15 protein-coding genes are annotated in these 15867 nt (G+C 40.3%); 1 reads left to right on the top strand and 14 read right to left on the bottom strand.

Annotated features, from left to right (window positions below):
* Positions 1-5: 5 nt before the first annotated feature.
* Together MMB69_RS02395 and mce are read right to left on the bottom strand one after the other, a co-directional pair.
* A complete protein-coding gene (locus MMB69_RS02395; RefSeq protein ID WP_043976280.1) occupies positions 6-1556 on the bottom strand; it encodes an acyl-CoA carboxylase subunit beta in 1551 nt (516 codons plus the stop codon).
* Complete coding sequence (gene mce / locus MMB69_RS02390) at positions 1549-1974, bottom strand: methylmalonyl-CoA epimerase (RefSeq protein ID WP_028410677.1); 426 nt, start codon at positions 1972-1974, stop codon at positions 1549-1551. Before mce ends, MMB69_RS02395 begins: the two co-directional genes overlap by 8 nt.
* 148 nt (positions 1975-2122) lie before the next feature.
* Between mce and prli42 the strand changes: the two genes are divergently transcribed.
* Entirely contained in the window at positions 2123-2218 is a 96-nt protein-coding gene (gene prli42 / locus MMB69_RS02385) for a stressosome-associated protein Prli42 (RefSeq protein WP_149917156.1), read from the top strand.
* A gap of 75 nt (positions 2219-2293) precedes the next feature.
* On the opposite strand, the gene MMB69_RS02380 is transcribed toward prli42, so the two are convergent.
* The 12 genes from MMB69_RS02380 to MMB69_RS02325 form a co-directional block, all read right to left on the bottom strand.
* Complete coding sequence (locus MMB69_RS02380) at positions 2294-2812, bottom strand: L,D-transpeptidase (protein WP_277448039.1); 519 nt, start codon at positions 2810-2812, stop codon at positions 2294-2296.
* A gap of 104 nt (positions 2813-2916) precedes the next feature.
* Positions 2917-3867 (bottom strand): aromatic acid exporter family protein, encoded by a 951-nt coding sequence (locus MMB69_RS02375; protein ID WP_277447097.1) that lies wholly within the window; start codon positions 3865-3867, stop codon positions 2917-2919.
* Between the two features lie 159 nt (positions 3868-4026).
* Positions 4027-4749, bottom strand: a complete 723-nt coding sequence (locus MMB69_RS02370) for an amino acid ABC transporter ATP-binding protein (protein WP_221784552.1) — start codon at positions 4747-4749, stop codon at positions 4027-4029.
* Positions 4742-5401 (bottom strand): amino acid ABC transporter permease, encoded by a 660-nt coding sequence (locus MMB69_RS02365; RefSeq protein WP_013059114.1) that lies wholly within the window; start codon positions 5399-5401, stop codon positions 4742-4744. Before MMB69_RS02365 ends, MMB69_RS02370 begins: the two co-directional genes overlap by 8 nt.
* 31 nt (positions 5402-5432) lie before the next feature.
* Complete coding sequence (locus tag MMB69_RS02360; protein ID WP_026106695.1) at positions 5433-6236, bottom strand: transporter substrate-binding domain-containing protein; 804 nt, start codon at positions 6234-6236, stop codon at positions 5433-5435.
* 281 nt (positions 6237-6517) lie between these two features.
* Positions 6518-6955, bottom strand: a complete 438-nt coding sequence (locus MMB69_RS02355; protein WP_013059116.1) for a BrxA/BrxB family bacilliredoxin — start codon at positions 6953-6955, stop codon at positions 6518-6520.
* A gap of 193 nt (positions 6956-7148) precedes the next feature.
* A complete protein-coding gene (gene meaB / locus MMB69_RS02350) occupies positions 7149-8144 on the bottom strand; it encodes a methylmalonyl Co-A mutase-associated GTPase MeaB (RefSeq protein ID WP_277448038.1) in 996 nt (331 codons plus the stop codon).
* Positions 8145-8160: 16 nt separating this feature from the next.
* A complete protein-coding gene (scpA, locus tag MMB69_RS02345) occupies positions 8161-10311 on the bottom strand; it encodes a methylmalonyl-CoA mutase (RefSeq protein ID WP_277447094.1) in 2151 nt (716 codons plus the stop codon).
* Complete coding sequence (locus MMB69_RS02340) at positions 10304-12340, bottom strand: acyl-CoA mutase large subunit family protein (protein WP_277447093.1); 2037 nt, start codon at positions 12338-12340, stop codon at positions 10304-10306. The genes scpA and MMB69_RS02340 overlap by 8 nt, the downstream gene beginning before the upstream one ends.
* A 259-nt stretch (positions 12341-12599) precedes the next feature.
* The gene (locus MMB69_RS02335; protein WP_277447092.1) at positions 12600-13862 is read right to left on the bottom strand and encodes a dihydrolipoamide acetyltransferase family protein; all 1263 of its coding nucleotides are present in this window, start codon (positions 13860-13862) and stop codon (positions 12600-12602) included.
* Between the two features lie 15 nt (positions 13863-13877).
* Entirely contained in the window at positions 13878-14861 is a 984-nt protein-coding gene (locus tag MMB69_RS02330) for an alpha-ketoacid dehydrogenase subunit beta (protein WP_013084975.1), read from the bottom strand.
* A 12-nt stretch (positions 14862-14873) separates the two neighbouring features.
* Positions 14874-15866, bottom strand: coding sequence for a thiamine pyrophosphate-dependent dehydrogenase E1 component subunit alpha (locus MMB69_RS02325; RefSeq protein WP_013084976.1), 993 nt, complete (start codon positions 15864-15866; stop codon positions 14874-14876).
* Position 15867 lies beyond the last annotated feature (1 nt).

Below are 15867 nucleotides of genomic sequence, written 5' to 3'. Positions count from 1 at the left end.
ATAACCTACAATGGTATGTTACCATGTTTCTTTGCTGGACGCTCTTCCTTTTTATTGTGCAACATTTCAAGCGCTTGTATTAATTTTATTCGCGTTTCCCTAGGATCAATAACATCATCAACCATTCCAGCGCTTGCCGCTACGTAAGGATTAGCAAATTTCTCGCGATACTGTTCAATTTTTTCGTGTCTCGTTTCATCTGGGTTTTCGCTACCTCGAATGTCGTTTGCAAAGATAATATTTGCAGCACCTTGAGGACCCATAACAGCGATTTCGGCATTCGGCCACGAATACACAAGGTCCGCTCCAATCGATTTACTATTTAAAGCTACGTATGCACCGCCGTACGCCTTTCGCAAAATCACCGTGATTTTCGGAACGGTAGCTTCGGAGTATGCATATAAAATTTTAGCACCATGACGTATAATTCCGCCATGTTCCTGCTTGATACCTGGGAAAAAACCTGTAACATCTTCAAATGTAATAAGTGGGATATTAAATGAATCGCAAAATCGAATAAACCTTGCTGCTTTATCTGAGGAGTTAATATCTAAACTGCCTGCCATTACTTTAGGCTGGTTACACACAAGTCCGACAACTTTTCCATCTATGCGAGCAAAACCAATGACAATATTTCTTGCAAAGTCTTTTTGCACTTCAAAAAATGAGTGCTCGTCCACTACTTGGTGAATGACTTGACGCACATCGTAAGGGCGCACGGCATCAAACGGGACAACGTCTAATAAATCCGGACGATAATGATCAGACTCTGCCTTTGAGGCTAAAGGAGGCTGCTCTTGGCTAGACTGAGGAAGATAGCTTAAGAGCGTTCGTACTTGTTCTAGCACCTCTTGTTCTGTTGCACCTCTAAAATGGGCATTACCGCTAATTTCGTTATGAACAGCTGCTCCTCCAAGATTTTCAGAGGAAATGCTTTCTCCCGTTACCGTTTCAATTACTTTTGGTCCTGTAATGAACATTTGACTTGTTTCTTCTACCATAAAAACAAAGTCCGTAATCGCCGGTGAGTACACGGCTCCGCCTGCACAAGGACCCATAATAACAGATATTTGAGGCATGACACCCGAATAAATGGCATTTCGATAAAAAATATGACCGTATCCATCAAGAGACATGACGCCCTCTTGAATACGAGCTCCGCCTGAATCATTTAAGCCAATAAACGGCACGCCTGTTTTAGCCGCTAAGTCCATTACGTGCGCAATTTTTTTAGCATGCATTTCACCTAACGCACCTCCGAATACTGTAAAATCTTGCGAAAACAAGTAGACTGAGCGACCGTTTACCTTGCCGTAACCTGTTACTACCCCGTCTCCTGGCCCTACTTGATTATTCATACTGAAATCTGCACACCGATGTTCAATAAACGGATTTAATTCGACAAATGTATGTTCATCCAAAAGAATTTCAATTCGTTCGCGCGCCGTTAGTTTTCCTTTATGGTGCTGTTTTTCAATTTTTTCGTCTCCACCGCCTAACTCGATCTTTCGGCGCTTATCGTACAATTCATTTAATTTATCATAAATGTCAACCATGTTTCTTCTCCTCCTCTAGTGTTTTTTCACAGAGCTCATAAAGAACACCGTTTGCTGACTTTGGATGCAAAAAAGCAATGGATGCTTCCCCTGCGCCTTTTCGCGGAACATCGTCAATCATGTGCACACCCTTTTCCTTTAACTCGTTAATCCGTTCTTCAATCGTGCGCACACCTAAAGCAACATGATGAAGACCTTCACCTCTCTTTTTGATAAACGCGCCGACCGCACTGTCTTCAAAGAGCGGCTCTAATAATTCAATTTTTACGTTGCCGCACTGAATAAAAGCAACTTTTACTCCTTGTTCTTCTACTTCTTCTACTTTTAATAGAGACAGTCCTAATACCTTTTCATAAAACGGGAGGCTGCCTTCAATTGATTTTACAGCTATTCCTATGTGATCAATTCCTTTTATCACTTTCTCACCTCTTAAAAAAGCGTTTTCATTTACACATATTCTTGAAAACAAAAGAAATCTCCTGCTCGCGTATCTACAGAAAGTTGCTTGTCTAAGCAGCGGAAGACATGTAAAATAAGAAAAAAACGTGTAGGAGGACTTTGGTTGTATGTCTAATAAGAAAATCCAAAAAACCATTGTGTTTTTAATGCTTCTTGTCATGTTAATATCTACGCTTTTAGCGGGACTTGCCATGTGGTTTTAATCGGGACTGATGACTAAAAACATAGCTGCACTGCTGTTTCTATGTGCAGTGCAAACATATAAAAAAGACTGGTGACTAGTCACCAGTCTTTTGCTGTATATTCACAATGCCTTTTTGAGCGGCTAACTCTTCAAAAGATTGATCTGTAGATACAATCCACACTTTTGTACCTAACGGAACTTGATCATATAAATGGCTTACTTCACGATTTTCTACGCGAATGCAGCCATTCGATACATATTTACCGATGGAACCCGGCTGATTTGTACCATGAATGCCATAAATACGTCCGTCAGTCTCTCTTGCATCAAACCCAATCCATCTTACACCTAGAGGATTTTGAGGAGCGCCTCCTTCAATGTTACTTCTCCGATAATAAGGATTAACAGCTTTTACTGTTACCGTGAACTCCCCTTCGGGCGTCAGATTAACTGTTTTCCCCGTTGCTACTTTAATAATTTGTTTAATTTCTTTATTTTGGATATAGGCAAGCTCATTGCTTTGTTTATTAATAATAATATAAGGATCATTTGGCAACGGATTTTCTCCTAATGGCCAAACCGGAGATAGTAGTAAAAGAATAAAAGCAAACATATGCACGTAATCCACCACCTTACGTTAGTCCTAAGTAAAAGACAAGAGAGATATCTCTTGTCTTATTTAGTGTTCGTAAGCAAGATAAACAACATACATGCTGTTTAACTTATTTTTAAGGTTTGTTTAATAACCAAATATTGTTCAATTTCTTTGACTACGTGCAGTAAATCGGCACGCGCTTCAAACTCTTCCCGCGTTTCAGGAAGCGGCATCTCTGCAAACGCTTCTCGTAAATGCTGAAGTTTGGCTAAAAATAATTTTGCTGTATTACCAGGGTGGATGGATAGACTTAATTCTTCAATGAAATCGGCAATCATGTAGCGCTGTTCTACCACCAAATCAATAGCGGTAATGAGAGGAAGCGTTCGCTCAATAATTTCAAGCTGTTTTTCACGAATTTTAAAATAGCGGTAATAATAGTTTTCCCCACGCACAAAATGATTTTCTACATCACGAAACGCAAGGCTTTTTGCTTTTTCTAAAATTTTTACCGTATCTGCAATTTCCTTACCGTCCCAACTGCTGTCATTGGTTCTAAGATATAGGGCAATTTCTTTTAACATCGACCGAAAATTCTCTTCAATTTCTTGCTGATACGTGCGAAGCTCTTGATCTAAACTTGGCATGTATAAATTCACAAGCAGGGCAACACCTATCCCAATTACAATTAAGCCAAGTTCATTAAAAACGATTCCCCATGTCATATTGCCTTTGGAGTAAATATGAAGCAAAATAACGGAGCTTGTAACAATGCCTGCATTAACTTTGAATATAACCGTAACCGGGATAAACAAAAGCAGCATCAGTCCTATAACAAGTGGATGATAAGCAATCCCTTCAAAGAATATAAACGAAAACAGAATGGATAAAGAACAAGCAATAAAACGATCGCTTGCACTTCGCAACGATTTTTTCTTTGAATTTTGAATACACAAAATGGTGATAATTCCAGCTGATACAAAAAACTCGAGGTGAAAGAACTGAGCTATAATAATAGCCAGTGATGTACCGACCGCTGTTTTAATTGTCCGGTACCCAATTTTAAATTTCATTTTCTAGACTCCTACATGTTGGTTTCTTTTTAGTGTGATAAAATACTCTATTCTTTATTAACACGAATAGAAAAATAACACAACCTTAAATCTTGCTGTACCGTATAAATTTCAATAAAAAAAGTGCAGAAAAGATTGTACTCTTTCTGCACTTTTTTATTATAAAATCTTTTCTAAGAAATCTTTAGCACGCTTGCTTTTAGGCGCTGAGAAAAATTCAGCTGGAGGCGCATCTTCAACAAGCACACCGCCGTCTAAAAACAGCACACGATCCGCTACTTCTCGTGCAAATCCCATTTCATGCGTTACAATGACCATCGTCATTCCTGTTTCTGTTAGCGACTTCATTACATCTAGCACTTCTTTTACCATCTCTGGATCCAATGCTGAGGTTGGTTCGTCAAACAGCATCACTTTCGGTTCCATTGCCAGTGCTCTGGCAATAGCTACACGCTGCTTTTGACCGCCCGATAAGCGACTTGGAAACTCGTTGGCTTTTTGAGCAAGTCCCACTTTTTGGAGTAATTCTTTACCTTTAGAAACAGCCGTTTCTCTTGACACGCCTTTTACCGTCATCGGAGCATACGTCAAATTTTCAAGCACTGTCATATGTGGAAACAAGTGAAAATGCTGAAATACCATTCCTACGTTTTCACGCACACGCATAATGTTTGTTTTTTTATCCGTAATCACTTGACCGTTAATTGAAACTACTCCGCCCGTCGGTTCTTCAAGCAGGTTCATACAGCGTAAAAAAGTAGATTTACCAGAACCAGAAGGGCCAATAACAGCCACGACTTCTTTTTCTTTAATCGTAGTTGAAATACCTTTTAAAACTTCATTTTTACCAAATGATTTGTGTAAATTTTCAACGTTAATCACCTTTTCTCATTCTCCTCTCGACTGCTTTACCAAGGAGCGTTAAGCCCATTACCATTACATAATAAATCAACCCTGCAAAAATTAACGGTTCAAGGTAGGCGAATTTTTCTCCCCCTACAATGTAAGCACGGCGCATAATGTCGAGTGCTCCAATAACTGTAACGATAGCTGATTCCTTTGTTAATGTAATGAACTCATTCATTAAAGCAGGTAAAATATTTTTAAGTGCCTGTGGCAAAATAATTTGTCCCATCATGCGGCGATAAGGAATTCCTAACGCTAATGCCGCTTCACGCTGCCCTTTATCAACAGCTAAAATACCAGCGCGAATAATTTCAGATATATATGCTGCAGAGTTTAGCCCGAACGCAGCAACGGCTGCTGGAAACGGGGCAATATCAAACCCGAGCAGCTGAGGTAATCCAAAGTATATTAATAATAATTGCAGTACAAGCGGTGTTCCGCGAAACACGGACGTATATGCATCCGCAAACCATTGAAGAGGTTTATTGCGGCTGATTTTACATAAAGATAAAATAACTCCCAGCACAAACCCTAAAATTGCTGAAGCTAGGACTATCTGTATCGTTACCCCTATCCCTTTTAAAATATAAGGCATAGAAGGCACGATTTGCGAAAAATCCAAATTCATGCCTAGTTCCATTCCTCTCTAACTATCATTCTTATTTTTGGTCGTCAAACCACTTAACGATTAATTTATCTAATTCACCGTTTTCTTTCATTTTCTTTAATTCACGGTTAAAGTCATTCGTTAGCTTGCTGTCTTTAGGAAATGCGATTGCTGATCCTTTACTTGAATCTGGACGTCCTGTATCAGACATTTGCAAGCTTTTGTCTTTGTTCACATACCCTTTAGCTACTGTATCTTCAATAATCGCTGCATCAATACGATTTGATTTCATTTCTTGAATTAGTTCTGGAATACGGTCACGCGTTGTTACATTTACCCCGTCAACTTCTTTTGCAATTTCCTTTGCTTCGTCTGCTTGGATAGAAGAAGTTTGTACACCGACTGTTTTCCCTTTTAGTTCTTCTGCATTTTTAATTGGCGCATCTTTCTTCGATACAATCATGTTTTTTGCTTCATAGTATACGTCTGAGAAGTCCACGTTCTTTTTACGCTTTTCAGTTGGCGTCATACCAGCTAAAACTAAATCGACTTTATTAGATTGTAAAGCTGGAATTAATCCGCCAAATTCCATATCCTTTACCTGTACGTCATAGCCTAACTTTTTACCGATTGTTTTTGCTAAATCTACGTCAAATCCGATTGCTTCACTATCACCTTTTGCTGTATCGATATATTCAAATGGTGGGTAATCTGCTGATGTTCCCATTACTAGTACTTTTTTATCTTTGTCGTCGCTGCTTGCTCCGCCATTAGACGTTCCTTCTCCTGCTCCGCATGCAGCTAAAACGCCTGCTGTTAAAAGACCAATTGCTGTTACCGATAACCACTTCTTCAATTTCATCTTCGTTCCCCCTAGTTTATTCCTTACATTATTTTTTAAAAATTAATAATATTATGAAATAAGTTTTTTGCTATTGCAAGTAAATGTCGAAATTTAAATATATATTCATATAAATGTATTTTAACACAACGTTATAAATATGCAATATCTTTTTTAAATATAAGTTTCACTATTTGAAAATACCTTTTCTCAACATTTTCCACTCGTTAGAAAGCCTGCATACAGATAGGTAAAAAAACGCATAAAAAAAGAAGCCGTTCAAAACGGCTTCTCTCTTACACTTCTTCACAGTGCTGTTCGAATGCTTCTTGCAGCTTCATCACAACTGACATTGGCTCGTGGCCTTCAATTTCGTGACGCTCTACCATTGTAATAATTTTTCCGTCTTTTAATAAGGCGAAAGATGGAGATGAAGGCGGATAACCTTCAAAGTATTCGCGTGCACGTGCAGTTGCTTCTTTATCTTGCCCAGCAAATACTGTAACCAAGTTTGTTGGACGTTTATCATAATGTACAGCGTGCGCTGCAGCAGGTCTTGCAATACCTCCTGCACAACCGCAGACTGAATTCACCATTACAAGCGTTGTACCAGGCTTTTTAAACGTTTCATCTACCGCTTCAGCCGTCGTTAATTCTGTATAACCAGCAGCTGTAATTTCTTTACGGGCTTGACGAACAACGTCATTCATAAACAAGTTAAAATCGATATTCATTTTCATACCTCCCTTTTGCTATCTATTCTTTATCATAGCAAACGAAAACTAAAAAGGCGATTGCTTTGACTCATTTTTTCTTGGTAATCAAGATTAAACAAGAAAAGAAATGGTGATACTATTTTTACAGCTAGAAAACCATACTCTTAACTCCCTAGTGTAGAAGGATCCGCATAAAATGCAGGATCCTTTTTTATATTTCCTTCATCGCCTGCTGGTAGATTTTAATCAAGTGTTCGAGAGCTTCAGCCATTGTGACATCTCCCGTCATCATTTGTTTTTCAACATCCCCTAACGTTTGCTTAACTAAAGGATGTTCATAAAATGATTCTTGTAAATATTCATTAACACTTGCTTGTAACCATGCCTTCATTTGCTTTTGCCTTACTGTATAAAACAGATCCTTTTTATTCATCCATTCCTTATAGTCACAAATTATCTTCCACAAGTCTTGAAATGATGCTTCTTCATAAGCAGAAGTTGTGATGACTTGTGGGTTCCACCCTCCAGAATGACCGTGAAGGAAACCGATGACGCTTTCGTATTCTTTTGCAGTCACTTCTGCTTTTAGCCGGTTATCCCCGTCTGCTTTATTTACACAAATCAAATTAACCCATTCAAGCAGCCCTTTTTTAATTCCTTGCAAATCATCTCCTGCTCCGGTTAAAGCAAGCAGAACAAAGAAGTCTACCATCTCTTTTACAATCATTTCACCTTGGCCGACACCCATCGTTTCGACAAATATGATGTTATACCCAGCCGCTTCACAAAGAAAAATGGCTTCTCTCGTTTTAAGATGAACACCTCCAAGCGTTCCTTGAGAAGGTGAAGGACGGACAAAAGCGTTCTCTTGTTTGGTAAGCAGCTCCATTCTCGTTTTATCTCCTAAAATACTTCCTCCAGACAAGGTACTGCTTGGATCGACTGCCAAAACTGCAACGGAATGGCCATTTTTGCAGAGGTACGACCCAAATTTGTCAATCAGCGTACTTTTTCCTGCTCCGGGTACACCTGTAAAACCAATGCGCACTGAATGTCCCGTATGAGGATAGATTTCTTTAATCAGCTGTTGTGCTATTACTTTATGCTTCGGCGCTTTACTTTCAATTAAAGTAATGGCTTGAGCTAACGCTGTTCTTTTCCCTTCAAGCAGCCCTTGTTTATAATCTTGTACCGTTTTTAATTTCACCAATTGTCTTCACCAACTATTCTTCTAAGCGTTTCTTTATTTCATGTAAGACGGAAACGGCCGCTTTTGGGATTACTGTTCCAGGTCCAAAGATTGCAGAAGCGCCGTGTTCTAAAAGAAATGAGTAGTCTTGCTTAGGAATAACGCCTCCGACAATAACAACGATATCGTCGCGCTCTAATTTCTTTAACTCCTCAACAAGCTGCGGCAGCAACGTTTTATGCCCGGCTGCCAAAGAGCTTATGCCAATCACATGTACGTCGTTTTCTACAGCTTGCCTTGCTGTCTCTTCAGGCGTTTGAAATAAAGGACCAATATCCACATCAAATCCAAGGTCAGCAAAGGCTGTTGAAATAACTTTCGATCCTCTGTCATGACCGTCTTGCCCCATTTTCGCGACTAAAATTCTTGGGCGTCTTCCTTCTTCCTCTAAAAATTCAGCCGTGAGCTTTCGAACTTCTTCGATTTGATCTCGATGCACAAACTCCGCACTGTATACCCCGCTGACTGACTTAGAAGTAGCCTGATGTCTTCCAGCCACTTTCTCAATAGCTTCTGAAATTTCACCTAGTGTAGCTCGAGCTCGAGCAGCTTCAACCGCAAAAGCAAGGAGATTCCCTTCACCTGTTTTGGCACAAGTAGTCAGTCGATTAAGCGCTTCGATTACCGCTTGTTCGTTACGTTCACTGCGTATTTTCTTTAACTTTTCCAGCTGTTTCATTCGAACTGCTGTGTTATCAATATCCAGAATATCAAGCGGTTCTTCTTGCTCTGGCTGGAACTGGTTAACACCTACAATAATTTCTGCCTCTGAGTCTATTCTTGCTTGTCTACGGGCAGCAGCTTCTTCTATCTTCATTTTAGGTACGCCTGCTTCTATTGCTTTTGTCATTCCGCCTAGCTTCTCTATTTCTTCAAGGTGCTTCCACGCTTTTATCATTAATTCATTCGTTAATGATTCCACATAATAAGAGCCTCCCCAAGGATCAATAACGGAACAAATCTCCGTTTCGCTTTGTAAATAAAGCTGCGTATTTCGAGCAATTCTAGCTGAAAAATCAGTCGGAAGAGCAATCGCTTCATCCAGTGCGTTTGTATGAAGCGACTGCGTATGTCCTGACACTGCAGCCAGAGCTTCGACGCATGTTCTAATAACATTATTAAATGGATCCTGCTCCGTTAAGCTCCATCCGGACGTTTGAGAATGCGTTCTAAGAGCGAGTGATTTAGGATTATCCGGCTCAAACTGCTTCATTAGTTTTGCCCACAGCAGCCTCCCTGCTCTCATTTTCGCTACTTCCATAAAGTAGTTCATTCCAATTGCCCAGAAAAAGGATAGTCTCGGAGCAAATGCGTCAATTGTAATTCCCGCTTTCAAGCCGGTGCGTACATATTCAAGTCCGTCTGCAAGCGTATAAGCAAGCTCTAAGTCTGCTGGAGCACCTGCTTCTTGCATATGATAGCCTGATATACTAATACTGTTAAATTTCGGCATGTACTCTGCCGTATATTTAAAGATATCCGCGATAATTCGCATTGACATCTCGGGCGGATAAATATACGTATTGCGCACCATATATTCTTTTAAAATATCGTTTTGAATCGTTCCAGCCAGCTTTTCTTTTTTTACGCCTTGTTCTTCAGCTGTTACGATGTAGAAAGCTAAAATAGGAAGCACCGCCCCGTTCATCGTCATCGACACGGACATTTGATCAAGCGGAATCCCTTCAAACAGCTGCCTCATATCAATCATTGAATCAATTGCCACGCCTGCTTTCCCTACATCTCCAACAACTCTTGGATGATCAGAGTCATAGCCGCGGTGGGTAGCGAGGTCAAAAGCAACGGACAGCCCTTTCTGTCCAGCAGCTAGGTTTCGGCGGTAAAAGGCATTGCTTTCCTCCGCCGTTGAGTATCCTGCATACTGTCTAATAGTCCAAGGCCGATTCACATACATCGTTGCATACGGTCCTCTCACAAACGGTGGGACACCAGGTGCAAAGTGAATAAAGTCGAGGTTATCTCTATCTTTTTTTGTATATACTGATTTTAATTCAATTTGTTCATTTGTTTGAAAAGCAGTGAAGGAACTTTGAGTCACGTCATCTTCCCTTTGCTGCTTTGAAAATGATAATGGAATATTAGAAAAAGAAGGCTTTTTATACATGAACTTCTACCTCCAAAGCACATAATAACTTCTTAACGCACTGAATAACATTCGTCTTAGGATGTATGACGCTCATTATACCTTTTTGCTGCCACTGCGTTTTGCGTGATACATGTTCTTCTCCCACTACATACACATAAACCGAATCTTCCTCAAAATAAGTCATCACTTTTGTTAAGAGCTTTTCCACGAGTTCATCACTTCCACAGATCACATATGCTTCATGCTTTTGTTCATTCATCCAATCTGCTATTTCCACATAAGAATCTATGTTTTTAATTGTTTCACACGCAAAGCCTGCGCTTTCAAATAAAGACCGGGCAATCTCAGCTTTTTTACGGCTGCTAGGATCGGTGAGCTCCATAATGCCAATGCTCATTCCCTTTGTATAAACCCGTATTTTTTCAAACTTCTCTGCTGCTCTCCACTTAGTGAGCGGCACAACACTGTCAGGCTGTGTCTGCTTCGCCATTTGTTTTAGCATCCACCCTGCTGTTACCCCTTTAGATGCTAGCTTTGTATAGTCCTCTAGCGAAAGATTTGATGAAAATTCCGAAGCGTTCTGATCACTGTATTTATCCATTTTTATTTCTTCTTTTTTAAACGGCGTGTTTTTTATCTCTTGAGATGCATCCTGTTGCTTAGGAGCATAGTGTGTGACTCCGATCAAGCGCTCAATTCGGCACTCTATATCCTCTTGTCTTTTTACTCTCATTTGTTCAACTTCATCTTGAATTCGCCCTTGTTTTAAAGCTTCTTCCATTCCGCCGAGGTCTTCAATGTTGCCAAATAACTCCCAAGCTTTTGTCATTAATTCATGTGTGTAAGCTTCAACGTACCAAGAGCCTCCGGCAGGATCCATTACTTTTGATATATGTGTTTCGTGCTGTAAAATTAAATGAGTGTTACGGGCAAGGCGATGAGCAAACTGAGAGGATGGGGATGTGACGGAATCATATGGTTCAATATGCAGACTATCCGCTCCTCCTACGATAGAAGCAAATGCTTGAACCGTGCTTCTTAATGCATTTGTATACATGTCTTCTTTAGACTGTGTAAGACGTGACGTTTCCGTATGGATAAACGGCACTGAAACGGCTGTGTCATCAAAAGCACGAACCACATTTGCCCAAAGCATGCGAAAAGCACGAAGTTTTGATATTTCCATAAATAAATGTGAGCTAACTGAAAAAGAAAAGGTCATGTGAGGTAAAACTTGATGTAAGGACAAACCGCGTTTTATGCACTCATCAATATACTGCACCCCTGTAGCAAGCATATAAGCTAGTTCTTGAACAGCGTTTGCACCGCTGTTATGGTAAGGAATACTTGATACAATGATCGTTTTGAGCTCTGGAACATTACTGTGAGCCAAACGCGTCGTGTAAGCTAAATGATCGTATAAATCTCGAGTAGAAAGTGGAACTCTTCCATATTCAGAAAGGGTGCCGAGCGGATCCATTCCAAGCGTACCTGTTAGCTGTCTCATATCAAAGTTATGATCAGCACAGTATGCTTTTAGAAACGAAAGAAGTGGAACAGATGTACATCCCGTATTTAAAAATAAAGGCACAGCTTCAAGAGCTACATGCTGAAACAAATGAGCAACATCCTCTAAAGTGGAAATTGTAGCGCCTGAGGCTACTTCAGCTTCAGTTGCTTCATCAACGTCTTTTCCTTGCCTCATTGCTTCACTGCACGTAAAAGCGGCCGTATTTTGTCCATTTCTCAAACTGTGTAAAAGAAGTTTATTGCTTTCTTTAATAGAAGGTAAGTTGATTTTTTGGGTAATTTCCCATTCCCCTAATATGTATGATTCTTTACCGGCTCCTCTTAAACAATCTATTTCCGCCGGACTCTGCTGCAAGTAGTCTAAATGTGCCGTATCACTTTCGAAATAAAGCGGTTTCAAAAAGATGTTTTCTAACGTTTCTTTTGAGTTAAGCGTGGTATTTTTGCTAACTTCCTGCTCCCAATCTTCTTTAGGTGTACGTGTAAATTCATGAAATGATAATGTATTTGTTTTCATTTCCATGCCCCTTTACAGTTAATAGCTGCCTGCTAAACCGAGATGATTACACTTTGAAGTTTGATGATTCTTCTTTTATTTTAATACATCTTTTACAAATTGTTCAATCATTGCTTCAAAATAAAAAGAGGCCGGGATATAATTACCCTACATTTACCATCACGATAAAAAATCCGAACGAGTGGGATTCTCTATCAAGAATCTCAATTCATCGTTCGGATCTTCCTTCAGCTAAAATAGTTTTGCGCCAGCCTCTTTTTTAATAGACGGACGTATTCTCTTTAGAAGTAGATTCTAAAATCTCTTTAACTCTTGCCAAGAATCTGCCGCACACCAAGCCGTCTAACACGCGGTGATCAAGTGATAAACATAAGTTAACCATATCTCGAACGGCAATCATGTTATCAATAATAACTGGACGTTTTACAATAGATTCTACTTGTAAAATAGCCGCTTGCGGGTAATTAATAATCCCCATTGATTGCACGGAACCAAATGAGCCTGTGTTGTTAACAGTAAACGTTCCGCCCTGCATGTCTTCAGACTTCAATGAACCAGTACGAACTTTTTGCGCGAGTTCGGTAATTTCACGCGCAATGCCTTTGATTGTCTTTTCATCGGCTTGTTTAATAACCGGCACAAATAAAGCATCGTCTGTTGCAACAGCAATGGATACATTAATATCTTTTTTCTGGACAATACGGTCCCCTGCCCACATTGAATTCATTTGAGGGAATTCTTTTAAAGCCTGAGCCACTGCTTTTACGAAGAACGCAAAATACGTTAAGTTAAAACCTTCTTTTTGCTTAAACTCCGCCTTTAATGAATCACGATAAGAAACTAAATTCGTTACATCAACTTCAACCATTGTCCATGCATGCGGAATTTCATGCTTGCTGCGAAGCATATTTGCTGCAATAGCTTTGCGCACGCCTGTAACAGGTATTTCTTGATCTCCTGCAGCAGACACAACCGGCGCCGCGAGCTGCTGCGTTTTTGGAGCAGCAGCTGCTACAGGTGCTGCTGGCTGAACTGTTGATGCAGGTGTTTCTTTCACTTCAGCAGCTCCGCCTTTTTCGATAACAGCTAAAATATCTTTTCTCGTAATGCGGCCGCCTGCTCCTGTTCCTGTCACGGTATCTAAATTAATATTATGCTCTTGTGACAGACGCATAACAGCTGGAGAGTATCGGCTTTTATTGGATTGACTGTCAGCTGTTTTTGGCGCTGATTCTTCTACAGTCTTATCAGACGTTTTCTGTTCTTTTTGAGGTACAGTTCCTTCTACTTCAATTAAACAAATCACTTCTCCTACAGGCAAAGTATCATCTTCACCTGCAATTAACTCTTTAATTGTTCCGCTAAAAGAAGAAGGCACTTCAGCATTTACTTTATCCGTCATGACTTCAGCTAACGGGTCGTACTTATTTACGTGATCTCCAACAGAAACGAGCCATTTGCTAATTGTACCCTCTGTTACACTTTCACCGAGCTGCGGCATCGTAATTTTTTCAATAGCCAATTGATACAACTCCTTTTAAAATTGAGCTAATTCTCTCATTGCTTTTTCTACTTTATCTGGATTCACCATAAAATATTTTTCCATTGTTGGTGCATACGGCATAGCTGGAACATCGGGGCCAGCAAGGCGCTGAATTGGCGCATCTAAATCAAATAAGCAGTGTTCAGCAATAATAGCTGCTACTTCGCTCATAATGCTGCCTTCTTTGTTGTCTTCCGTTAAAAGCAGAACCTTACCTGTTTTAGATGCTGCTTCTATAATAGCTTCTTTATCAAGTGGATAGACCGTTCTTAAATCTAAGATGTGTGCTGAAATACCGTCTGCTTCCAGCTTTTCAGCAGCTTGAAGAGCAAAGTGTACACAAAGACCATATGTAATAACCGTGATGTCGTCTCCTTCTCTCTTTACATCTGCTTTGCCAATCGGAAGTACATAATCATCTTCAGGGACTTCTCCTTTAATCAAACGGTACGCACGCTTATGCTCAAAGAAAAGAACTGGATCATCATCACGAATAGCTGCTTTTAATAATCCTTTTACGTCATAAGGCGTAGAAGGCATCACAATCTTTAACCCTGGCGTATTGGCAAACAGTGCTTCAACAGATTGAGAATGATAAAGAGCACCGTGAACTCCGCCGCCGTAAGGAGCTCGAATTGTAATTGGACAACTCCAATCATTATTAGAACGATAGCGAATTTTCGCTGCTTCTGACACGATTTGATTGACTGCAGGCATAATAAAATCAGCAAATTGCATTTCAGCAATCGGACGCATGCCGTACATTGCCGCTCCGATTCCTACGCCTGCAATAGCAGACTCTGCAAGAGGTGTGTCAATAACTCTTTCTTCCCCGAACTGTTCGTACAGTCCGTTGGTTGCTTTAAATACGCCGCCTTTTTTCCCTACGTCTTCTCCTAATACAAACACGCGGGAATCTCTTTCCATTTCTTCACGAATGGCCATTGTTACTGCATCAATATATGAAATAACCGGCATATGTTCTCCTCCTTACTCACCGTACACGTATTTTAAAGCCGATTCCGCTTCTGCATAAGGAGCGTTTTCAGCATAATCTGTTGCATCATTAACGATGTTCATAATATCATCGAGCATTTGTTTTTCTCGTTCATCGGTTAACACGTTAACCTCTTTTAAATAAGTCGCAAAGTACGCAAGGGGATCACTCTTTTTAGCTTCAGACAATTCTTCTGCTCCGCGATATGCACGATCATCGTCATCACTTGAATGGGCAGTCAAACGCTCCGAAACAGTTTCAATAAGAGTAGGCCCTTCTCCTCTGGATGCACGATCTCTTGCTTCTTTTACCACTCGGTACACTTCAAGGACATCGTTTCCATCAATTGTGTAGCCTGGCATACCATATCCAATCGCACGATCAGATACTTTTGCGCATCCTAGCTGCTTTTCAACCGGAACAGAAATCGCATACTTGTTATTTTCACACATAAAGATAACAGGAAGCTTATGAACACCTGCAAAGTTCGCGCCTTCGTGGAAATCTCCTTGGTTAGAAGATCCTTCTCCAAACGTAACAAACGTTACTAAGTCTTTTTTCTCCAATCGTCCTGCTAAAGCGATTCCTACTGCATGAGGCACCTGTGTTGTAACTGGAGAAGATCCTGTTACAATTCGCTTTTCCTTATGGCCAAAGTGACCTGGCATTTGACGGCCTCCTGAGTTTGGATCTTCTGCTTTAGCGAACCCAGAAAGCATTAAATCGCGCGCGGTCATTCCAAATGCCAGCACAACACCCAGATCGCGGTAATAAGGTAATATGTAATCATTCTCTCTGTTTAAGGCAAAAGCTGCGCCAACTTGGGCGGCTTCTTGACCTTGACATGAAATAACAAAAGGCACCTTCCCTGCACGGTTTAATAGCCACATACGCTCATCAATTTTTCGTGCAAGCAGCATAGTGCGGTACATTTCAAGTACTTGTTCATCAGTTAATCCTAATGATTCATGACGGTTTTTTGTCATG

Source organism: Priestia sp. P5, assembly GCF_029522155.1.
Taxonomy (GTDB): Bacteria; Bacillota; Bacilli; order Bacillales; family Bacillaceae_H; genus Priestia; species Priestia megaterium_E.
The sequence above is the reverse complement of the archived record's forward strand: the minus strand, read 5'-3'. Positions and strand labels throughout refer to the sequence as shown.

Coding starts and splice junctions, on each gene's coding strand:
- MMB69_RS02365 (WP_013059114.1), bottom strand. CDS start 5,401: ATGAATTTGGATTTTTCGCAAATCGTGCCTTCTATGCCTTATATTTTA.
- scpA (WP_277447094.1), bottom strand. CDS start 10,311: ATGTATAAAAAGCCTTCTTTTTCTAATATTCCATTATCATTTTCAAAG.
- prli42 (WP_149917156.1), top strand. CDS start 2,123: ATGTCTAATAAGAAAATCCAAAAAACCATTGTGTTTTTAATGCTTCTT.
- MMB69_RS02340 (WP_277447093.1), bottom strand. CDS start 12,340: ATGAAAACAAATACATTATCATTTCATGAATTTACACGTACACCTAAA.
- MMB69_RS02395 (WP_043976280.1), bottom strand. CDS start 1,556: ATGGTTGACATTTATGATAAATTAAATGAATTGTACGATAAGCGCCGA.
- MMB69_RS02325 (WP_013084976.1), bottom strand. CDS start 15,866: ATGACAAAAAACCGTCATGAATCATTAGGATTAACTGATGAACAAGTA.
- MMB69_RS02375 (WP_277447097.1), bottom strand. CDS start 3,867: ATGAAATTTAAAATTGGGTACCGGACAATTAAAACAGCGGTCGGTACA.
- MMB69_RS02380 (WP_277448039.1), bottom strand. CDS start 2,812: ATGTTTGCTTTTATTCTTTTACTACTATCTCCGGTTTGGCCATTAGGA.
- MMB69_RS02330 (WP_013084975.1), bottom strand. CDS start 14,861: ATGCCGGTTATTTCATATATTGATGCAGTAACAATGGCCATTCGTGAA.
- MMB69_RS02355 (WP_013059116.1), bottom strand. CDS start 6,955: ATGAATATCGATTTTAACTTGTTTATGAATGACGTTGTTCGTCAAGCC.